The organism is Phaeobacter sp. G2 (assembly GCA_025163595.1).
GTDB lineage: Bacteria > Pseudomonadota > Alphaproteobacteria > Rhodobacterales > Rhodobacteraceae > Pseudophaeobacter.
The window spans coordinates 651,797-673,359 of record CP104100.1 but is presented as its reverse complement, the minus strand read 5'-3'; the positions used below and the strand labels follow the sequence as shown (position 1 = coordinate 673,359).

General features: G+C 57.4%; 18 protein-coding genes and 1 tRNA gene. 4 read left to right on the top strand and 15 right to left on the bottom strand.

The window, feature by feature from the left end; translation table 11 throughout:
* Window positions 1-18: 18 nt before the first annotated feature.
* The 5 genes from rpoB to rplK form a co-directional block, all read right to left on the bottom strand.
* Window positions 19-4,155 (bottom strand): DNA-directed RNA polymerase subunit beta, encoded by a 4,137-nt coding sequence (gene rpoB, locus N1037_03260; GenBank protein UWS80060.1) that lies wholly within the window; start codon window positions 4,153-4,155, stop codon window positions 19-21.
* Window positions 4,156-4,420: 265 nt separating this feature from the next.
* Entirely contained in the window at window positions 4,421-4,792 is a 372-nt protein-coding gene (rplL, locus tag N1037_03255) for a 50S ribosomal protein L7/L12 (protein ID UWS80059.1), read from the bottom strand.
* Between the two features lie 81 nt (window positions 4,793-4,873).
* Window positions 4,874-5,392, bottom strand: coding sequence for a 50S ribosomal protein L10 (gene rplJ / locus N1037_03250; protein UWS80058.1), 519 nt, complete (start codon window positions 5,390-5,392; stop codon window positions 4,874-4,876).
* A 430-nt stretch (window positions 5,393-5,822) separates the two neighbouring features.
* Window positions 5,823-6,521, bottom strand: coding sequence for a 50S ribosomal protein L1 (rplA, locus tag N1037_03245; protein ID UWS80057.1), 699 nt, complete (start codon window positions 6,519-6,521; stop codon window positions 5,823-5,825).
* Between the two features lies 1 nt (window position 6,522).
* Window positions 6,523-6,948 carry a 50S ribosomal protein L11 gene (gene rplK / locus N1037_03240; protein UWS80056.1) on the bottom strand — a complete coding sequence of 142 codons (426 nt, stop codon included), beginning with the start codon at window positions 6,946-6,948 and terminating at the stop codon, window positions 6,523-6,525.
* A 313-nt stretch (window positions 6,949-7,261) separates the two neighbouring features.
* Between rplK and N1037_03235 the strand changes: the two genes are divergently transcribed.
* On the top strand, window positions 7,262-7,930 hold the full coding sequence (locus N1037_03235) for a MarC family protein (GenBank protein UWS80055.1): 669 nt from the start codon (window positions 7,262-7,264) through the stop codon (window positions 7,928-7,930).
* 110 nt (window positions 7,931-8,040) lie between these two features.
* Here N1037_03235 and nusG read toward each other — a convergent pair whose 3' ends face one another.
* The 4 genes from nusG to N1037_03215 all read right to left on the bottom strand — a co-directional run bounded on the left by nusG (window position 8,041) and on the right by N1037_03215 (window position 10,993).
* On the bottom strand, window positions 8,041-8,574 hold the full coding sequence (gene nusG / locus N1037_03230) for a transcription termination/antitermination protein NusG (GenBank protein ID UWS80054.1): 534 nt from the start codon (window positions 8,572-8,574) through the stop codon (window positions 8,041-8,043).
* Window positions 8,575-8,853: 279 nt separating this feature from the next.
* The gene (gene secE / locus N1037_03225) at window positions 8,854-9,051 is read right to left on the bottom strand and encodes a preprotein translocase subunit SecE (GenBank protein UWS80053.1); all 198 of its coding nucleotides are present in this window, start codon (window positions 9,049-9,051) and stop codon (window positions 8,854-8,856) included.
* 72 nt (window positions 9,052-9,123) lie between these two features.
* Window positions 9,124-9,924, bottom strand: coding sequence for a hypothetical protein (locus N1037_03220; GenBank protein UWS80052.1), 801 nt, complete (start codon window positions 9,922-9,924; stop codon window positions 9,124-9,126).
* Entirely contained in the window at window positions 9,911-10,993 is a 1,083-nt protein-coding gene (locus tag N1037_03215) for a GSCFA domain-containing protein (GenBank protein ID UWS80051.1), read from the bottom strand. Before N1037_03215 ends, N1037_03220 begins: the two co-directional genes overlap by 14 nt.
* A 257-nt stretch (window positions 10,994-11,250) precedes the next feature.
* On the opposite strand from N1037_03215, the gene N1037_03210 reads away from it, so the two are divergent.
* Window positions 11,251-13,476, top strand: coding sequence for a tetratricopeptide repeat protein (locus N1037_03210; GenBank protein ID UWS80050.1), 2,226 nt, complete (start codon window positions 11,251-11,253; stop codon window positions 13,474-13,476).
* A 42-nt stretch (window positions 13,477-13,518) separates the two neighbouring features.
* On the opposite strand, the gene N1037_03205 is transcribed toward N1037_03210, so the two are convergent.
* On the bottom strand, window positions 13,519-14,682 hold the full coding sequence (locus N1037_03205; protein ID UWS80049.1) for a hypothetical protein: 1,164 nt from the start codon (window positions 14,680-14,682) through the stop codon (window positions 13,519-13,521).
* Window positions 14,683-14,780: 98 nt separating this feature from the next.
* Between N1037_03205 and N1037_03200 the strand changes: the two genes are divergently transcribed.
* Window positions 14,781-15,041, top strand: coding sequence for a hypothetical protein (locus N1037_03200; protein UWS80048.1), 261 nt, complete (start codon window positions 14,781-14,783; stop codon window positions 15,039-15,041).
* A gap of 68 nt (window positions 15,042-15,109) precedes the next feature.
* On the opposite strand, the gene N1037_03195 is transcribed toward N1037_03200, so the two are convergent.
* A tRNA-Trp gene (locus N1037_03195) sits at window positions 15,110-15,185 on the bottom strand.
* A gap of 142 nt (window positions 15,186-15,327) precedes the next feature.
* Between N1037_03195 and N1037_03190 the strand changes: the two genes are divergently transcribed.
* A complete protein-coding gene (locus N1037_03190; protein UWS80047.1) occupies window positions 15,328-16,023 on the top strand; it encodes a DUF374 domain-containing protein in 696 nt (231 codons plus the stop codon).
* Between the two features lie 49 nt (window positions 16,024-16,072).
* On the opposite strand, the gene N1037_03185 is transcribed toward N1037_03190, so the two are convergent.
* The 4 genes from N1037_03185 to parC form a co-directional block, all read right to left on the bottom strand.
* Complete coding sequence (locus N1037_03185) at window positions 16,073-16,813, bottom strand: hypothetical protein (GenBank protein ID UWS80046.1); 741 nt, start codon at window positions 16,811-16,813, stop codon at window positions 16,073-16,075.
* 197 nt (window positions 16,814-17,010) lie between these two features.
* Complete coding sequence (gene tuf / locus N1037_03180) at window positions 17,011-18,186, bottom strand: elongation factor Tu (GenBank protein UWS80045.1); 1,176 nt, start codon at window positions 18,184-18,186, stop codon at window positions 17,011-17,013.
* A 143-nt stretch (window positions 18,187-18,329) separates the two neighbouring features.
* On the bottom strand, window positions 18,330-18,950 hold the full coding sequence (locus N1037_03175) for a hypothetical protein (protein ID UWS80044.1): 621 nt from the start codon (window positions 18,948-18,950) through the stop codon (window positions 18,330-18,332).
* A 140-nt stretch (window positions 18,951-19,090) separates the two neighbouring features.
* Window positions 19,091-21,436 (bottom strand): DNA topoisomerase IV subunit A, encoded by a 2,346-nt coding sequence (gene parC, locus N1037_03170; GenBank protein ID UWS80043.1) that lies wholly within the window; start codon window positions 21,434-21,436, stop codon window positions 19,091-19,093.
* Window positions 21,437-21,563: the final 127 nt, after the last annotated feature.

The following is a 21,563-nucleotide window of genomic DNA, read 5'->3' as shown; positions in this document are numbered from 1 at the left end:
AAGTAAGGGCGGGCGCCCTTACTCCTCTTCCTCCGCATCCAGGAGTTCCATGTTCAGACCGAGGCCACGGACTTCTTTGACCAGAACGTTGAAGCTTTCGGGCACGCCCGCTTCAAAGTTGTCCTCGCCTTTGACGATCGATTCATAGACCTTGGTCCGACCGGCAACGTCATCCGATTTGACGGTGAGCATTTCCTGCAGGGTATAGGCGGCGCCATAGGCTTCCAGAGCCCAGACTTCCATTTCCCCGAAACGCTGACCACCAAACTGCGCCTTACCACCCAATGGCTGCTGGGTAACCAGCGAGTATGGGCCTGTGGAACGGGCGTGGATCTTGTCGTCAACCAGGTGATGCAGTTTCAGCAGATACTTCATGCCGACGGTCACAGGGCGGGCAAACTGCTCACCCGTACGACCATCATACAGAACCGACTGACCGGAGGTGTCGAACCCGGCACGCACCAGCGCGTCGTTCACGTCAGCCTCTTTGGCACCATCAAAGACAGGTGTCGCAATTGGCACACCACGGGTCACATTGCCTGCCGCCTCAAGAAGATCCTCTTCGGACATGTCCGCAAGGCCTTCTTCATAGACGTTTTCACCATAGGCATGTTTCATCGCATCACGCACGGGGGTCATATCGCCGGAGCGACGGTATTCCTGCAGCGCATCATCCACCTGGATGCCCAGACCGCGTGCGGCCCAGCCCATATGCGTTTCAAGAATCTGACCAACGTTCATCCGCGACGGAACACCAAGCGGGTTCAGACAGAAATCGACAGGGGTACCATCCTGAAGGAACGGCATGTCCTCCATGGGAACCACTTTCGAGATCACACCTTTGTTGCCGTGACGACCAGCCATTTTATCACCAGGCTGAAGCTTACGCTTCACGGCGATAAAGACTTTGACCATCTTCATCACACCGGGTGGCAGATCGTCACCACGGCGGACTTTTTCGACCTTGTCTTCAAAACGGGCGTCGAGCGCGCGTTTCTGCGCTTCGTACTGCTCGTTCAGGGCCTCAACAACCTTGGCGTCCTCTTCTTCTTCGAGGGCAACCATCCACCACTGGCCACGGCTCAGCTGTGACAGGGCATCTTCGTCAATGGGGGTCCCGGTACGGATACCTTTGGGGCCTTTGACGGCCACTTTACCCAGCAGCATGCTGCGCAGACGGGCGTAGATGTTGCGGTCCAGGATCGCCAGCTCATCGTCGCGGTCACGGGCCAGACGTTCGACCTCTTCCCGTTCGATCTGCAACGCACGTTCGTCTTTTTCGACGCCGTGACGGTTGAAGACGCGGACTTCGACGATTGTGCCGTAGTCACCAGGCTTCACCCGCAGCGAGGTGTCGCGAACATCCGAAGCTTTCTCACCAAAGATGGCGCGCAGCAGTTTTTCTTCTGGCGTCATCGGGCTTTCGCCCTTTGGTGTGATTTTGCCGACCAGGATATCACCGGGTTCAACATCAGCGCCGATGTACACGATGCCCGCCTCGTCGAGGTTGCGCAGCGCTTCTTCACCAACGTTGGGGATGTCACGGGTGATCTCTTCTGGGCCCAGCTTGGTATCACGGGCGGCGACTTCGAATTCCTCGATGTGGATCGAGGTAAAGACGTCGTCCCGGGCGATACGCTCGGAGATCAGAATGGAGTCTTCGTAGTTGTAGCCATTCCAGGGCATGAAGGCCACGACGACGTTTTTACCCAGCGCCAGTTCACCGATATCGGTGGAGGGGCCATCGGCAATAACTTCGCCCTTGCGGACTTCCTGACCCACACGCACCAGCGGACGCTGGTTGATGCAGGTGTTCTGGTTCGAGCGCTGGAACTTGCGCATGCGGTAGATGTCTACGCCTGCGTCGCCTAGTTCCAGGTCAGAGGTGGCACGGATAACGATACGCTGGGCATCGACCTGGTCGATGACGCCACCGCGTTTCGCCATGATCGCCGCACCAGAATCCCGCGCCACAACTTCTTCGATACCGGTGCCCACCAGTGGGGCCTCGGCACGCAGAAGTGGAACCGCCTGACGTTGCATGTTCGAGCCCATCAAGGCCCTGTTCGCATCGTCATTTTCCAGGAACGGGATCAAAGACGCCGCAACCGAGACCAGCTGTTTGGGCGACACGTCGATCAGATCAACGCTTTCGCTTGGCGCCAGCGTGTAGTCACCGGACTGACGGGTCGATACCAGATCATTGGTGAACTTGCCGTTTTCATCCAGCGAGGCGTTGGCCTGCGCCACAGTGTGGCGCATTTCTTCGGTCGCCGACATGTAGTGCACTTCGTCAGTGACCTGACCTTCGTTCACAACCCGGTAGGGTGTTTCGATAAAGCCATACTTGTTGACGCGGGCAAAGGTCGCCAGAGAGTTGATCAGACCAATGTTCGGGCCTTCCGGCGTTTCAATGGGACACATCCGGCCATAGTGGGTCGGGTGCACATCTCGCACTTCAAAACCGGCACGCTCACGGGTCAGACCGCCAGGCCCAAGCGCCGAGAGACGGCGTTTGTGGGTGACTTCCGACAGCGGGTTGGTTTGGTCCATGAACTGCGACAGCTGCGAGGAGCCAAAGAATTCACGTACCGCAGCCGCGGCGGGTTTGGCGTTGATCAGATCCTGTGGCATCACAGTGTCGATCTCAACAGAGGACATCCGCTCTTTGATCGCGCGCTCCATGCGCAACAGACCAACGCGGTACTGGTTTTCCATCAGTTCGCCAACAGAACGCACACGACGGTTGCCAAGGTGGTCAATGTCATCAATGCCGCCACGGCCGTCACGCAGATCAACCAGGGCCTTGATGCAGGAAACGATGTCTTCCTTGCGCAGGGTCCGCTGGGTGTCTTCGGCGTCCAGCGCCAGGCGCATGTTCATTTTCACCCGACCAACGGCCGAGAGATCATAGCGTTCGCTATCAAAGAACAAGGTGTCAAACAGCGCCGAGGCTGCTTCGACGGTGGGGGGTTCGCCCGGGCGCATCACACGGTAGATATCCATGAGCGCGGTGTCGCGACCCATGTTTTTATCCGCCGCCATGGTGTTGCGCATGTAGGGGCCGACATTGACGTTGTCGATGTCCAGAACAGGGATGTCGGTGATCCCGGCATCCATCAGTTCCTTGACGGTGCCACCAATGATGTCGCCGCCTTTGTCGTATTCCATGGTCAGCTCATCGCCGGCCTCAACGTAGATCGCACCGTTTTCTTCGTTGATGATATCCTTGGCGACAAACTTGCCGATGATATTTTCAAACGGAACCAGAAGATTTTTGATCGCGCCCTCGTCGATCATTTTCTTCACAGCGCGCGGCGTGACCTTTTTACCGGCTTCGGCAAAAACCTCACCCGAGGCCGCATCAACCAGATCATAGGTCGGACGGGTGCCACGGACACGATCGGGGAAGAAGGGGGTCACCCAACCACGGCTCGGATCGAGCGAGTAGTTCACCGTGTTGTAATAGGCATCCATGATGGCTTCCTGGTCCAGCCCCAGCGCATAAAGCAGGGTGGTCACAGGCAGTTTACGGCGACGGTCAATCCGGGCAAAGACGATGTCTTTGGCGTCGAATTCAAAGTCCAGCCAGGAGCCGCGGTACGGGATGATGCGGCAGGCAAACAGCAGCTTACCAGAGGAATGCGTCTTACCCTTGTCGTGGTCAAAGAACACGCCGGGCGACCGGTGCATCTGGGAGACGATAACACGCTCGGTGCCATTGACAACAAAGGTGCCGTTGGGGGTCATCAGAGGCATGTCGCCCATGAAGACGTCCTGCTCTTTGATGTCCTTGACCGACTTGGCGCCTGTATCTTCGTCGGTATCAAACACGATCAGACGCAGAGTAACCTTCAGCGGTGCTGAATAGGTCATGTCGCGCTGCATGCATTCTTCGACGTCGTACTTGGGTTTCTCAAACGCGTATTTCACGAACTCCAGAACGGAGGTTTCGTTGAAATCCTTGATCGGGAAAACCGACTGGAATACGCCCTTGATGCCCTCGCCGTCGAGCGGCTCTGGGGAATCTCCGGAACGGAGAAACAGGTCGTAGGACGATTTTTGAACCTCAATGAGGTTCGGCATATCCAGCACTTCGCGGATTTTGCCATAATATTTGCGTAGACGTTTCTGGCCAAGGAACGTTTGAGCCATGTCAGATGTCACCTTTCGAGTTCTCACCGGTCAAGACTGCTGCCGGGCCACAGCATCTTGCCCATACGAGACAGCGTGGTTGGATCTATTCATGGCCACCGTCCCGAATGGCGGCCTCCCGATCCGTTGAACCGCGCCTGAGAAAGGACCGTTAACAATGGCCCTTTCTAAGACAGATTCGGCTGGACCCGAATTTCTTCGGATCCAGCCTGAAATATATAAGGAAGGGTCAGGGAAACCTGACCAAATCCCCAGACAAAATGGCTTAGGCCACTTCGACTTCGGCGCCAGCTGCTTCCAGCTTGCCTTTGACGTCTTCGGCTTCGTCTTTCGACACGCCTTCTTTGATCTTGCCGCCAGCTTCAACCAGCTCTTTGGCTTCTTTCAGGCCAAGACCGGTGATGCCGCGAACTTCTTTGATCACGTTGATTTTGGATGCGCCGGCGTTCTTCAGAACGACGTCGAATTCAGTTTTTTCTTCTTCGGCAGCGGCGCCATCGGCGGGGCCTGCCATCATCACTGCGCCGCCAGCGGCGGGCTCGATGCCATACTCGTCTTTGAGGATGGTTTTCAGTTCTTGTGCTTCCAGCAGGGTCAGACCCACGATGCTTTCTGCGAGTGCTTTCAGATCAGCCATTGTATCAGCTCTTTCCGTGTTCAGTGTATGTGTTCCAACGCATGGGATATTTCCCCACGCCAGTCATTCAGTGCTAACCGCTTACGCAGCTTCCGCCTTCTCTTCGATGGTCGAAAGAATGCTTGCGATATTGCTTGCAGGTGCGCCAATGGCCCCAGCGATGTTGCTTGCAGGTGCGCCGATGCAGCTTGCGATCTGAGCAATAAGCTCGTCGCGCGAAGGCATTTTCGACACAGCTGTAACACCAGCCCGGTCCAGAGCGTTCTCACCCATTGCGCCGCCAAGAATTTCGAATTTCTTGTTCTCTTTGGCGAAATCTTCGGCCACTTTGGCAGCTGCCACAGGGTCCTCAGAATAGGTCAGAACGGTCATCCCCGTCAGCAGGTTAGAAATGCTTTCACATGACTTACCCTCGAGGGCGATTTTGGCGAGCCTGTTTTTGGCAACACGCACGGCACTACCAGCATCGCTTGCGCGCGCTCGTAGGTCCTGCATATCAGCAACTGTAAGACCGGCGTAGTGAGCAACCACCACGACGCCAGAGCTTTCGAAGATCTGGCCGAGTTCCTCGACCAATTTCTCTTTCTGGGCTCTATCCACAGTTCTCTCCAAATTTGGGGTGTAAACACCCCGGCTCATTGATGTGCCAGACAAAACTGCCTGACGTTCAAGTCCGTTTTACAGGGATAGCCAACGTCGCCCGAAGGTATAAAAGAACCCTCGATCTTTTTTGTCTCTCCCGTCTCAGGAGGGAAATTAAGACCCGATCGACAGGTCACCCACCATCTTGGACGAAATGAAATAAAGCGCACGACGAATCGCACGCTTTACCTCTTGGTCGTATTACTGCCAATTCGAGGGATTTCCAAGTGGTAAATCACACACCACGGGACAAGACCCATATAACCGCCAAACAAACCCTATCTTGCGCCGCCCCTCACACGGCACAGCGCGACAGAAGCGGCCCAATAGAAAATGGGCGGACCTTGCGGCACCGCCCATCTTCAATTCACATCGACAAAATGCGATCTCACTCAGAGACAGCAGCGTCCACGTCCAGGGTTACACCGGGGCCCATTGTCGAAGTCAGTACGATCTTCTTCATGTAGGCACCTTTGGCACCCGATGGGCGCGCCTTGGCAACTGCATCAATAAAGGCAGAGACGTTTTCGACCAGCTTGGCTTCATCAAAAGATGCTTTGCCAACACCGGCGTGTACAACGCCACCTTTTTCAGCTTTGAACTGAACTTCGCCGCCTTTGGCCGCTTCAACAGCGGTTTTGACGTCCATGGTCACGGTGCCAACTTTGGGGTTTGGCATCAGGTTGCGTGGGCCAAGGATCTTACCCAGACGACCAACGATGGGCATCATGTCAGGGGTGGCAATGCAACGATCGAAATCGAGGTTACCAGCCTGGATGCTTTCCATCAGGTCTTCTGCGCCGATCACATCTGCGCCAGCCGCTTTGGCTTCGTCAGCCTTGGGGCCACGTGCGAATACCGCAACGCGCATGGATTTGCCGGTGCCGTTTGGCAGACCAACAACGCCACGAACCATCTGGTCCGCGTGACGGGTGTCAACGCCCAGGTTCAGAGCAATCTCGATGGTCTCGTCGAACTTCGAGGTTGCGTTGGCTTTCACCAGAGCAACGGCTTCAGCAACGGTGAGGTTGGCTTTGCCAGCGACTGCTTCGCGCGCGGCGCGGGTACGTTTTCCGAGCTTTGCCATCTTACTTCACCTCGATGCCCATGGAGCGGGCGGAGCCCAGGATGATCTTCATCGCCGCTTCGATATCGTTGGCGTTCAGATCTTTCATTTTTGCTTCGGCGATTTCTTTCACCTGAGCAGCGGTCACGGTACCAACGGTTTCACGCGAAGGAGTCTTGGCGCCGGATTTAACTTTGGCAGCCTTCTTCAGGTAATAAGACGCAGGTGGCGTCTTGATGTCCATGGTGAAGGACTTGTCCTGATAGTAGGTGATCACGGTTGGGCAAGGCGCACCTGGCTCCATGTCTGCGGTCTTGGCGTTGAACGCCTTGCAGAATTCCATGATGTTGATGCCGCGCTGACCCAGTGCGGGGCCAACGGGTGGAGATGGGTTTGCCTGACCTGCAGGAACCTGCAGTTTCATCGAACCAACAAGCTTCTTAGCCATGTGGTTGTCCTTTCAACGGAGGATGAGACGCGTCCCATCCGGTTTGCTGTTGCGTGGTCCGACCGAAGATCGCGATCCCCGAATCTCCCACGAGAGAATCTCGCCCAAAGACGATAAGGGCGGCTCGTATAGCACAAAGCCCTGCGAGACAAGCACAGAAGTGCTATCGATGCGTCCAACGCCGCCCAAGCCTTCAGCATCCCCCGTCAGATCTTCACCACCAGGCACTGGACGCAGGCCGCGCCACTTGCCTTATGTGCCTGACCTCCCCCATATGCGCAGGAACCGCAGCACCGCAAAGGAAAACACCATAATGGACTGGACCTCCCTCGTCAGAGAATTTGTGACACTCTTTGTTGTCATCGATCCAGTGGGAACGATCCCGGTTTTCCTGTTTGCAGTGCAAGCCGTGCCAGCAAAACTTCACCGCCGATTTGCCATGCGGGCTGTGGCGATTGCCGCCCTAGTCTTGCTCCTGTTTCTCGTGGGTGGCCAATTCCTGCTAGAAACGCTGGGCCTCAGGCTGGGCTCCTTTCAGATCGCGGGTGGGATCGTTTTGTTCCTGTTTGCCCTCACGATGATTTTTGGCGAAGCCAAACCGGTGCATGAGATCCAGGAAGCCGAGCGCGATCACCTGGCCGGGGCGGTGTTCCCGCTGGCCATGCCCTCCATTGCCTCCCCCGGTGCGATGCTGGCCATTGTGATCCTCACGGACAACCACACCGAAACCATCGCCGATCAGGCGATCACCGCCGGATTGCTGCTGTTGGTTCTGTTGCTGACACTGGTCCTGCTGCTGATGGCGGGGGTCATCAACCGGATCATTGGCCGAACTGGCGCCAGCGTCATCAGTCGGGTGATGGGGATAGTTCTGGTGACCATCGCGGTGGATTCGATCATGGGCGGCATGGAAATGCTTGGCATTCTCGACCTTGCACCAGCCGGAACGGATTCCCCCCTCACACAGGCCACAGGCAGCTAAGGCCTACCAAATGCAAAACGCCGCGAGCCTTTGGGCACCGCGGCGTTTTCAATTCTGGATCACATCTGGATCGGCCCGTTCATATCAACCAGCCAAAATCAGTTGGACGATCAGCTCTGTTTGGTAACCTGAGTAAAGTCCAGCTCGACCGGGGTTTCGCGGCCAAAGATCGACACCGAAACTTTCAGCTTCTGGGTGCCGTCATCAACGCCTTCAACCATACCGTCGAAGTCTTCAAACGGACCATCGTTGACCTTGACCTTGTCGCCGATCTCAAAGGAAATCAGGGTACGTGGGGCTTCGATGCCCTCTTCGACGCGGCCCAGGATGCCCTGAACTTCGGCGTCACGCATTGGCATCGGACGGCCCTGCGGGCCAAGAAAGCCGGTGACCCGGTTGATCGAGGAAATCAGGTGATAGCCCCGGTCGGACATTTCCATATGCACCAGCACATAGCCGGGCATAAAGCGCCGCTCGGTCGAGACTTTCTTGCCGCGACGGATCTCGATCACCTCTTCGGTGGGGACCAGGACCTCGTCGATGTCATCCTCAAGCCCCTGCTCGGCAACCGAGGTGCGAATCTGCTCTGCGATTTTCTTTTCGAAGTTCGAAAGAACGCTGACCGAATACCACCGTTTCGCCATGAACTTGACCGTCCTTAGTTTTGCCGCGCGAAAGAAAATCAACGCCGTCAGTAAAAATTATTTCCGCCGTGGTCCTGTCAAACACATCAAGCGTTTTAACAAAAATCGGCGCGCAACACGATTCGCCGCACGCCCACGTCAGAGGTTCTGGCTCAACTACCCGCCAACGGGGGCAAGATCAAGAGCCGGGTCCGGTTTTGTGCAAACAGGGCTCCCACCTATCTGCGCACAGGCCTGGGGCGCATATCGCAGGCCCCCAGCCGGCACAGGTTTGACTGCTTAGCCAAACATGCCAAGCAGGTTTTGCAGGCCAAAGCGGATCACAATATCAACCAGGGCAAAAAACACGGCCGTCAAAGCCGCCATGATAAAGACCATCACTGTGGTCAGCAGAACTTCGCGACGGGTAGGCCAAACGACCTTGCTCACCTCGGCACGGACTTGCTGGATGAACTGAACGGGATTGAGTGTGGCCATGTGCCTTGTGTCTCTCTGCTAGCAGGGTCTGCGGCATTTAACGCCAACAGAGCCCGAATTCAAGCCCTAGGGTTACTTCTGCACCGCGCGCAACGCGCCCAGCGCCTGATTCAGGATCAAGGCCCCATAGGCGCCATTCTTATGAACGCTGTCATCGCCCTGATCGCCAAGGCTGGTTGCAAACGCGGCCCGGGTCAACCCACCGCGGGTCACGGTTTCCTCTGGCTGGCGGATCAGCTGGATGTTGTCCTCATTCATCGCTTTGGCAATCTGGTCCCAGAGCATGTCCCGCTCGGCCTCTGTTGCCGCGGTGTTGACCGTCCGGGCCACCTCGTCCTCGCTGACGATCCCGTCATTGAGAAACCCCGCCGGTGAAAAGAACACCGGGCGCTGTTTGGCAAATTCATGTGCTGCGCGGTACCAGCGGCAACCTTCCAGCCAACGTGTCAGCATCAGATCGCGCACCGCTTGGCTCAGATAGCCCAGCGCCCCTGGCTGACTGGCCAGCACGGGCACCAGGAAGTCAGAGGCGCGCAACCGGCAGCCAATGAACAAGAAGCCGTCAAACGCCTGCGGCTCCAGCCCTGCGCTGCGCGCCGGATTGATCTTCGCCAGGCTGTCGCGGGCTGCCGCACTGGTGCCGACAAAACGCCCGTCCTCCAGGTGCAGATCGCGAAACTGCGGCCCCGGTGCGCCCCAGAATTCCAGCTCAGCCCCTTCCAGGTCCAGCAGCCCCTCATCCAAGGCATGTTTGACACAGGCAATATGGCTGTCGCCAAAGACACAAAACCGCAGGTTCCGCCCTGGTGAGGTTTTGTTGGTCTTGCTGCTTTTGCTGGCTTTCTTGCCCGCGCTTGGCTTATCCAAAGGCATCCAGGAACTCCTCGTCGCATTTGACCGCCCGCGCCTTTGCGGCTGCGGCCTTACCGCCGCCCGACGGCTGTCCGCCCCGTTTCGATTTGCGCGCCAGCCAGGGGAAGGCCTCGCTCTGGCAGGCAAAGAAGCTTTCCATCACATGGTTGACCCCCTGGGCCACCACGCTGCGCTGATTGGGCGCGTAGAACATGCCGCGATAGGCGGGATGGGTAATGATTTCATAGGATGGGAAATAATCAACATGGCTGAACTCTACCGCCAGCTCCCCCGCCACCGCCCGCAACACCGATTTGGAATGGGATGTCGCCGTCAGCACGTGCTCGCCAGAGGCGGTTGCGGTCAGCGGCACTGGTGAGACGGTCAGCAGCACCTTCAGCTTGGGGTTGGCCTGGCGCAGAATTTTCAGCGCCGCCCGCATATCGCGGCGAATGCCGATGAAGCTTTGGTTTACAAACTCATGCTGGTCCGCATCAAAGCGGCCCGCCAGAGTGCCGGGACACATGGCATATTCCAGGCCACTTTCCCGGTCGCGCCAGCATTCCGTCAGCCCCATGGTAAAGACAAAGACATCCGCCTCCGTGACAGCGCGGCGAATCGCGGCCATCGTGGCCCTGCGGGAGGCCTCCAACTCGGCCGGATCAGCAAAGCCGTTTGGCTCAATCCCCGGGCGCAGCGGATCATAATACCGCCCCTCCGTCTGCCAGCATTCCGCTGGGGGCTCTTCGCCTTCAAACGCATAGCCCAACCATTGCCGCAGCATCCGTGCGGTGTAGATATTGCCAGTGCGAAACGAAAAGATCCCGTAGTGATAGGCCTGGGCCTGATCTTCGCTCAGCAGCTTTGGTGCGGGTTCCGCATCCAGCCAGCCATAGCCCCGCGCCACAAGCGCCCGGCTAAAATGCTGCGCAAAACAGGATCCCGCCGTGATCACCTTATGTTTGCGCGCCACCGGGAATTTCGGACGCCATAGTTGCGAAATCTCCAGCGGGTTTCGTGCCGCCACCGCCCGCTTCCAGAAAGCCGTTTCCGGCAAGCCCACATAAGGGTTTGAAGAGTGCTCGCTCATCGTGTCTGCCTGCTATCGTTTTTCTAAGCCTAGGCGGGCTGGAACGGGAAAACAATTCCCTTGCGCCAGGAAACCATTTTGCACTGTCCAGAAATGACCCCACCCCGGATGCAGATGCCGACGCCTGCCGCTGTGGAACACAACATCAATTTGTCGAAACTCAATCTTAATTCCCTTGCAATAGCGTCAGAACACGCAGCCTCAAAGTCTCAGAACGATGACCGGCTGCTCTGTGCGTGACTATGAGATAGGATTCCATGAATATCGCTGTATCCATGACCAAAGCAAACCGACTGGAACGGAAAAAGAAACATGAGGACGCCGCCAAGATCTATGGCGACATTCTTGCCAAGTTTCCCAAAAACGCCCGCGCTCAAGCGGCGTTGGCCAGCTTACAAAAGAAGATCGCGCAAGATCTCAACCCTCCACTGGAACAGCAAAAAGAACTGGCTGCTGCGTTTGAACGCGGCGATTACGCCAAGGTTGCAAGCGCCTGCACCACCCTTCTCACCACGCACAAAAGGTCTTCCTTTCTCTGGACCCTCCTTGGCAAATGCCATCTCCAGTCAAAAAATCTGGATGAGGCAGCAACCATTCTGAACATGGCTTGCGAACTGAATCCAAAGGATCCGTCCGCCCTCTCCGCCTTCGGCGATGTGCGCCGTGCACAGGGGGAAACTGACAATGCCCTGGAGCTCTATCACAAAGCCCTTTCGCTGGATGGCACCAATCTGGGCGCCCTGAATAATATGGCAAACACGCTTATGGATCTGGGCCGTATCGCCGAGGCGGAGCCACTGTTGGAAAAAGCCACCAAGCTGGCACCCGAAAACCCGGTAATTCTGTTCAACCACAGCACTGTATTGCTCAAAAGTGGTCGCATGGAGCAGGCAAAGGCCTTGCTGGAGAAGGCCACCAAACTGGCCCCAGAGCTACGGAGTGCTCAATACAACCTGGCGCAGCTGCAATCTCTGGATGGGGACAAACAGGCCGCCATCAAACGATTTGAGACCATCCTAAACGCCGATCCCGGCGACGATCGCACCCGGGCCGATAAATTGCACGTGCAGGCACATCTGAATGACTGGAGCTGGATTGAGGAATATCAACGGGTGCGTCGTCAGCTTGGGCTGACGAGCAAGGCTTGCTCTGCCTTTGCCTCACTCACCTTTGAGGACAACCCAGACCTCTTGCGCTTGCGCACCCAGGCCTATGCAAACACGCTCCTTCCCAAGGTCGCCCCTGCAAAGCCTCTGCCTGTTGAACTCATGGGGGCCGAGCGCCCCGACCGGCTGCGCATCGGTTATTTCTCTTCCGACTATCATGATCACGCTACGATGCGTCTGATGGCAGGACTGTTTGAGGCCCATGATCAAAGCCGTTTTGACATCATTGCCTATTCTTTTGACCCAGAACCCGAAGACGCCATGCGCCGCCGCGTCAGCCAGGCCGTCACCAGATTCAAGGACATCAGCAAACTCTCTGACGCCGCGGCAACTGAGCTGGTGATCGCAGATGGGTTGGACATCGCCATCGACCTGAAGGGGTTCACCGGCAACAACCGCACAACCCTGTTTGCCAATCGCCTGGCCCCAACCCACATATCCTATCTTGGCTTTCCAGGAACCCTGGGCAGCACCGCCATAGATTACTTTATTGGCGATCACGTCACCTGCCCTGTCGGCAGCGAGCGCTATTTCGAAGAACATCTCATCCGCCTGCCGCACAGCTATCAGGTCAATGATGACAAACGGCCGCTGTCGGGTCACCAGTACACCCGCAAGGACTGCGGCTTGCCAGACGGTGGCTTTGTGTTCTGCTCCTTCAACAGCAGCTACAAGATCACCCCAGTCGAATTTGACATCTGGATGCGCCTGCTTGACCAGGTTGAGGACAGTGTTCTTTGGCTGCTGGACTGCAGCGACAGCTCCAAACAGAATTTGCGCCGCGAAGCCGCAGCGCGCGGCCAGGATCCTGACCGTCTGATCTTTGCCCCCCGCATCGCCCAGGAAGAACACCTGGCCCGACACCAGGCCGCAGATCTGTTTCTCGATACCTTTGTGGTCAACGCCCATACAACAGCCAGTGATGCGCTCTGGGCCGGACTGCCAGTCCTGACCATGCCAGGGCGTCAGTTCGCCTCGCGGGTTGGGGCCAGCCTGGTCAGCGCCATGGGGCTGCCGGAGATGATCACCAAATCCGCCGCCGAATACGAGGCCCGCGCTCTGGAGCTGGCCAGAGACCCGGACGCACTGGCCGCTCTGCGCAGCAAGCTGCAGCGCAATCGCCGCTCTGCGCCCCTGTTTGACACCACAGGCTTCACCCGGAGTCTGGAGCAGGGGTTTGACATGGCCCATGAGCGCTATCTGCAGGGGCTTCCGCCTGCCCATATAGATGTGACAGACTCACCTGCCTTGGGTGCAACACCACCTCATTGGCCCTTGCGCACACCATCCGTCGCACCGGCTGTTTCCGCCCCCTGAGGGGAATACAGATAGACTTGTAGCCGCGCCTTTTGTTGCGCATTAGTCGGGCGCGAGCACACGCAACAGTTTGGGGCGAATAACACGCGCCGCCGGGACACAATCGCTGTCGCGCAACATCTGTTTCGTCAGGCGCAACTGCTTGCGGCGCCTTTCGGGATCGGATGAAAGCAGCGCCTCCAGCGCATTGCGCGCCTGAGCAGTCATGCCCTGATGCAACTCTGGCGAAAAATGCGGCATAAGGCTGGTCAGCTGCGAAACGGTTTCAGGCGAAGAATCCGCCAGGAGGTCTGCGACATCCGCCCCGCACTTCCACGTTGTGGCATCGCCCTCACGCAACACCATATCGACGCCAGGAAACAGGGCATTGAGACGCGCAACCATTCCCCGGTTCACCTTGGCCACTGCGCCGCAGGCTGCCCCTGACAGAGCCGGCTTGTGTCCAATCATCTCGACCTTATTCAACTGCAGAAACCAGCGAATGTAGCGCCCACTGATCGGGTGTAGCTTACCATCGTGATCAGGCAACACGGAACGTCTCAGGTTCTGCAGAACAATCATTTGCTCTGCTGAGAGGGACCGGTTGCGCGCCGTCTGCGGTAATGCAATCTCTCGCCCCGTGAGCTCCTGCAGAACGCCTGCGAAATCCTCGGTCACATCTCCTCCCGCCAGGCGTTTGCGATCAAATGGCCGCACCCAAAACTCCGAAACAAACGGAAAGTCACGCCATGCGCTCAGAAACCGGTCCAATGGCCGATGAAAGCTTTCAGGTTTCGGGAAATATCGATTCCCTTTCAGCGCCTGTTGCGCATAAGACAAATACATGTCCGTTGGTGCGCGCACGTAGGCGATCACCTTGATCTCAGGGTCTTCGGGGGAGATCTGCCTAAGAATGGGCAAAAACTCTTCGGGGGGCAGGGCCAGCAGGTTTTCAGCCGAGAGCAAAACCGTCTGATCCTTTTTCAAAGTGGCGCGAAGGCTTTCAACGATTTCTTTGCCACGCACGAGCGACTCTTCGAGGTTGCCCCGGGAGTGCGGACGGACAAGCCGGACCAAATCGATATGATTGGATCCAGAGCTGCCTGTTTCATAAACCAGCCCATTTTCCAACAACGACGCGCGCGCCTGCTTTAAGCTGCCTTGAATCGAAGTGCTGCCACATTTGGCATCGCCCACGTGAAGAATAAACTTGGCCATTTCGCCCACTTTCCAAGGTTTTGCCACCGAACGGCATCGCGTCATAACGCGTAATAGAACCCGATAAACCAATTTTCCCCAAGTAGAATGCCGCCGTTGTGAGGTTGATGACTGATTTCGTGGCAATCAAGCCTCGTTGGCGCGCCGCACCAGTTTCCGGGAGACTGGAGCGCAAGTGGAGCACGGTTTCTGGTTACGGCGTTGGGGGCTGCACAGATTTCGGTTTGATCAGAACATGTACCGACCATCAAATCGCTGCCATCACGGGGCACAAAATTTTGTCCATGATCCAGAAGAATTCACGCGGCGCGAGTCAAAAAATCCTAGCCAAGCAGGCTAAAGCACTGCGCGAACAGAACAAAACGTGACCGCGGGAAACTTTGTGGGAAGCTGTTTTTTAGGACAGATCGAAAAGGGCCGTAAGCCCTTATTTTACTGGCAGGGGCATCAGGGTTCGAACCCGAGACCTACGGTTTTGGAGACCGTCGCTCTACCAACTGAGCTATACCCCTGCAGTGCCGGTGTTCCTAAGCCACCTCTCGCTGACTCGCAAGAGGGAAATCAGCAGAAACCCTTGGCTTTTTGCCCCAATGCGCAACCAGACTGGCTCTTGCCGGTTCAGTATTCTATGACAGTCGAAAAAGGGATCGACTTTTGAGCCTACGAAAGAAAATTGCCGACAGCCCTCGTTTCAATCGGATGATTGAAGGGCTCTTTGCCCGCTATGTTAGCTTTGCCTTCCGGACATCGCGCTGGCAGCGCTCTGGCTGTGAAGACATGGATGCGGCTGTGGCCAGCGGCGCGCCGGTGATTTTTGTGCTTTGGCATCAGCGGTTGATTATGGCGCCCTTTATCTTTGACACCTCTTTGGGCCGCATCTGCGCCCTGACATCCGCGGCACGCGCCGGGCGGTTGGCCGGGCAGATCCTGGTGCGCCTGGGGTTTGAAACCATCCCGATGTCGAGCCACAAACGCCATGTTGCCCTGTCTCGCGAAGTGCTGCGCCGTACCAAAGAGGGCTGCTCCATCGGCATTGCCGCAGATGGCCCCCGTGGCCCTGCGCGTGTCAGCTCTGGGGTTCCCATCACCTGGGCGCGGATGACCGGCTGCCGGGTCTTTACCGTCGCTTTTGCCGAACGCCGGGTGCTGAAAATGCCCACCTGGGACAAACAGATGTTGCCCCTGCCCTTTTCGCGCGGCGTGTTGATCTGCCAGGAATGGACCGACCCGGTGCCGAAGAAGCCCAGCGAGGCCGAGGCCGAGGCCCTGCGGCTCAGCCTGCAAGCCGCGCTGGATGAGATCACCGATCGGGCCGATCTCGCAGTCGGGCGCCCCCCCGAACCAAGATAGCAGAGCAACCTCAGGAAGCCCCCTTAGCCTCAACCTAAGAGGTTCGACTTCAAGAGCTGCCAATGCTGACCTTGCCCGCGGCAGATCGGCGCTTTTGCACAAGCTTTACAGTGCCAAAGACAAGGCTGAGGCCCGCCAGGACCATCAACACACGCGCCCAGAATCTATTGGCTTCCGCTGCCCGCACCAATTCTGCGCGGCGCCCGTCCAGATAGGGGCTGATGAGGACCAGATGCTCCCCAATCTCGTAACCCAAGCGATTGAACCTGCTGCGATAGCGCTGTAACTCCTTTTGCACGCGCTGGTCGGTAAAAGGCACGTTGTCATAGCGCCCATGCAGCGGCAGCTGCGCCCCTGCCTCTAAACCTGCGCGAACCAGATGCAACAGCTGCTCGCGCTCGCTCTTTCCGGCAAAGGCGAGCCCCGCAATCCGATCCTCGGCGGTGGACAACAGTGGGAGCACTGTGAAGTCCATAACGGATACCCCATCAAAAGCGATGGCGGGCAGGTCCTCGGACCATCTGGCCTGAACCAAAATTTCATTCATCGGACCAAGATCTCGACTGGCGTCAAAGTCTTCGACCAATACAAGCGGCGCGCGTGGGGAATCGGTATCAGCGACGACATTCTCCATCGCAATTTGGTATTTTGCGTACTCTGGCCCCATGAGCCTTAGCAGGAAATAGGCCAGAAAAAAGAAGGCCCACCATGGCACACGTTTGAACAGCCAGATCACCAGGGCGCCTTGCCACCCCACCAGAATCCAGAACAGAAACTTTAAAACCTGCATTTAGTCTTCCCCTCGGGAACCGTCGACGTCCTGTTCCTGCTCCCTATGCTGCCCCCCACCTGCTGCGGTAGCAATGCAAAAGGGCGCCCCTTGGGGCGCCCTTTTGTAGAATTCACCTGTGTGGTTTTCGGGACATTCGCGCCTTGGCGCGAATACCCTGTCACCACTGGCCAGAGTTTCCTATGGAAACTCGACCTTTACTCGGTGATTTTGGACACAACGCCGGCACCAACGGTGCGGCCGCCTTCGCGGATGGCGAAGCGCAGACCGGCTTCCATCGCGATGGGGGCGATCAGTTCAACGTCGAACTTCAGGTTGTCGCCTGGCATAACCATTTCGGTGCCTTCGGGCAGTGTCACGGTGCCAGTGACGTCAGTAGTCCGGAAGTAGAACTGAGGACGGTAGTTGGCGAAGAACGGCGTGTGACGACCACCTTCATCCTTGGTCAGGATATAGGCTTCGGCTTCGAATTTGGTGTGTGGGTTCACCGACTTAGGTGCACACAGAACCTGGCCACGCTCAACAGCTTCACGGTCGATACCGCGCAGCAGGGCGCCGATGTTGTCGCCGGCTTCACCGCGATCCAGCAGCTTGCGGAACATTTCAACACCAGTACAGGTGGTGGTCTGAGTGTCTTTGATGCCAACGATTTCGATGCTGTCGCCAACATTGATCACGCCACGCTCAACACGGCCGGTCACAACGGTACCACGACCAGAGATCGAGAACACGTCTTCAACAGGCATCAGGAAGGGCTGGTCAACGGCACGTGCAGGAGTAGGGATGTACTCGTCAACGGCTTTCATCAGCTCTTTGATTTTCTCTTCGCCGATTTCAGGGCTGGTGCCTTCCATCGCCGCCAGAGCGGAACCTGCGATGATAGGAATATCGTCGCCTGGGTACTCATACGAGGACAGCAGCTCACGGATTTCCATTTCAACCAGCTCGAGCAGCTCTTCATCGTCGACCTGGTCAACTTTGTTCATGAAGACAACCATGTAAGGGATGCCAACCTGGCGACCCAGCAGGATGTGCTCACGGGTCTGAGGCATTGGGCCGTCAGCCGCGTTCACAACCAGGATGGCGCCATCCATCTGCGCCGCACCGGTGATCATGTTTTTCACATAGTCAGCGTGGCCGGGGCAGTCGACGTGCGCGTAGTGGCGGGTCTCGGTTTCATACTCAACGTGCGCCGTCGAGATGGTGATGCCGCGGGCTTTTTCTTCTGGTGCGCCGTCGATCTGGTCGTAGGCTTTGAAGTCACCAAAGTATTTGGTGATCGCTGCGGTCAGAGTGGTTTTACCGTGGTCAACGTGGCCGATGGTGCCGATGTTGACGTGCGGCTTATTACGTTCAAACTTTTCCTTAGCCATTCTCTAGGCGCCCTTTTGAAAGAGAGGGCCGACAACCGACCCAAAGATTTCCTCTGCGCGGGCCGCATATTTGGTTTGGAGAGGAAAATCAACCCGTACCTGATTGATCAAGCAGCTTTTGGCGATCTTCGGCTCGCCTGTTTTTACTCTGCAACAGGCGCTGTGTCAGGAGTAGCTTCAACCTGGTCTGGCACAGCTGCGGAATCGGTGTTTTCCTCAGCGGCACTGTCCCCGCCAAACCAGCCTTTTTCGACACGTTGCTTGGCCATGTATTCTTCCAGACCATCAACGATTTTGAGCGCCAGCCCGTCGATCTGCTCAGCCTTGGTGCGGCTGTAGCCCGATCCAATGATGGCGCTCTCGCCGGTGGTGTCCTCAAAGATCTTCATTTGATGCTCTTTCAGGAGATAGGTCTTGGTGCTGACATCATAGACAAAGACATTCACTACGGCGGCGCTTTTGGGGTTCACCAGCACCGGAATGCCGCCGGTGGCCAGCAAAAAGCCCTCAAGGGTGATGGCCACATCGTACTTTCCGCTGCCCGAGTAGCGCCCCAAACGGGCCTCAAGAGCGCGCTCGATGGGCTCATTCCATTCCGAAGGCTCGGCGGCGCGGGACAGCGGCCATTGCAGCGCCTTCTCGGTATAGACAAATGAGACCCGCATATTGAAGTCGCCAAGATCTTCTTTGGCCTCGTTCAATTGGGTTTCTTCGCAGGCAGCCAGCAGGACCATAGAGGCCAAAAGAGCAAGGATTCGGAACATCAAGGGCCTCATCAGGTAGGAACTATGGGTTTTGATCTAGCATCAGATAGACCAGAGCCGCCCAATCGGTAAACCGAAAGCGGCGGCTCTGGCAGGGTCGGTGGCCTAAGGGTCACAGATCATAGGCGAAAAACGTCCGATCATTTGAACTTGTAGTCCCGCGGGAAGCCATAGGGTGGGCGCTTGCCGATACCGGCACGTTTGCCCAGCCACTGGCTAAGGTCGGTTTCATGGCGCGTCTTGCCACCGCCCATTTCCCAGGAAATACCCTCGTCCCAGTTGAAGGTGGTGATATCGCTGAGCCCACCGTCCAGTTCAAGCGAGCCCTGCTTGCCGCGCGCCATATTGTATTTCTGCAACCGCACGCCCTTGCCACGGCTGAGTTCTGGCATCTCCTCCACCGAGAAGACCAGGAATTTGCCGTTTTCCGAGACAATCGCCACGTGATCGCCGGTCACCGGGATACAGATCTGCGCGCGATCGTCATCTTTGACGTTCAGCACCTGTTTGCCGCTGCGGGTCTGCGCCACGATCTCTTTTTCCGCGCAGATAAACCCATTGCCCGCCGAAGAGGCCACCAGCAGGCGTCCTTCGGGATTGTGGATCAGAATGTCGACGATCTCGACCTCATTGGGCAGATCCACAATCAGACGCAGGGGCTCGCCCATGCCACGTCCGCCGGGCAGATTGGCGGCGCTGACGGTGTAAAAGCGGCCATTGCTGCCAAAGACCAGCAGCCGATCGGTGGTTTCCGCATGAAAGATGAAGCGAGCACCATCGCCATCTTTGAACTTCAGCTCGCGATTGAGGTCGATATGGCCGGTCATCGCCCGGATCCAGCCCATCTGCGAACAGACAACGGTGATCGGTTCGCGGTCGATCATCGCCTCCAGCGGCACCTCTTCGACCTCGCCGGCCTCGCCAAACCGGGTGCGGCGGGCTCCACCGACATAGTCTTTGCCAAATTGCTTTTTGGTGGCGCGCAGCTGCTCGGTGATCTTGCTCCACTGCAGATCGTCGGAGCCCAACAGCTCAACCAGCCCAGCGCGCTCTTCGCGCAGGGCGTCGCGTTCCTTGGTCAGCTCCACCTCTTCGAGACGACGCAACGAGCGCAGCCGCATGTTGAGAATCGCCTCCGCCTGGACTTCGCTCAACTGGCCCTCCCCGGCGGCGGGGGTGACGTAATCCGACTCTTCATAGGCGCGCGGATGGTCCAGATCCCAGTTTTCCCGCATCAGGGCGGATTTGGGATCCTCGTCATAGCGGATGATATCAATCACCCGGTCCAGATTGAGGAAGGCGATGATAAAACCATCCAGCACTTCCAGCCGGTGATCGATCTTGCCCATGCGGTACTCGGACCGGCGCTGCAACACGTCGCGCCGGTGATCCAGGAAGGCGCGCAGCACCTCCTTCATCGAGCAGACCTTGGGGGTCACGCCGTCGATCAGAACATTCATGTTGAGGCTAAAGCGCAGCTCAAGATCCGAGTTGCGGAACATCATGTTCATCAGCACGTCCGGATCGACGTTCTTTGATTTGGGTTCCAGCACGATGCGGATGTCTTCGGCCGATTCGTCGCGCACATCCGCCAGGATGGGCACCTTCTTGGTCTGGATCAGCTCGGCGATCTTTTCGATCAGTTTGGACTTTTGCACCTGATAGGGGATTTCGGTGACAACAATCTGCCACTGGCCCCGGCCCAGATCCTCGACCTCATGGGTGCAGCGCAGCCGGAAGGAGCCGCGCCCGGTGCGATAGGCCTTGGCGATATTGTCGCGGGGTTCGACAATGATGCCACCAGTGGGGAAATCCGGTCCCGGCACATATTTCAGCAGGGTGTCATCATCGGCCCCTGGTGATTTGATCAGGTGGATACAGGCGTCAATCAGTTCCGCAATGTTATGCGGCGGAATATTGGTGGCCATGCCCACGGCAATCCCGGCGGCACCATTGGCCAGGATATTCGGGAAGGTTGCCGGTAGAACGGCGGGTTCCGTCAGGCGGCCATCATAGTTGTCGCGAAAATCAACCGAATCCTCAGCCAACCCTTCGAGCATCGCCTCGGCGACAAAGGTCATACGCGCCTCAGTATAGCGCGAGGCCGCCGGGTTATCGCCGTCGATATTGCCAAAGTTCCCCTGGCCATCGACCAGCGGGTAGCGGACGTTGAACTCCTGCGCCAGACGCGCCATGGCATCATAGATCGCCGCATCACCATGGGGGTGGAAATCGCCCATGGTATCGCCGGAAATCTTCGCCGATTTCAAAAATCCGCCGGTCGAGCTGAGCCGCAGCCGACTCATGGCGTAGAGGATCCGCCGGTGCACCGGCTTTAGCCCATCGCGCGCATCGGGCAAGGCCCGGTGCATGATGGTGCTCAGCGCATAGGTAAGATAGCGCTCACCAATGGCGCGGCGCAGGGGTTCAAGGATCTCGCCGTTTTGCGGCAGCGGGGCATTGGTATCATCTTGGGTGTCGCTCATGCTTTGGTGATACTTCTCCCATCTGCTGCGGTAAAGCGATGGTTCATATTTATCCACCGGCTTGCGCCAGGTGGTGCATTTCCAGCATGCCGCCCCCCTGCTCCCGCCCTGGTTTTGGGGTTGAGCG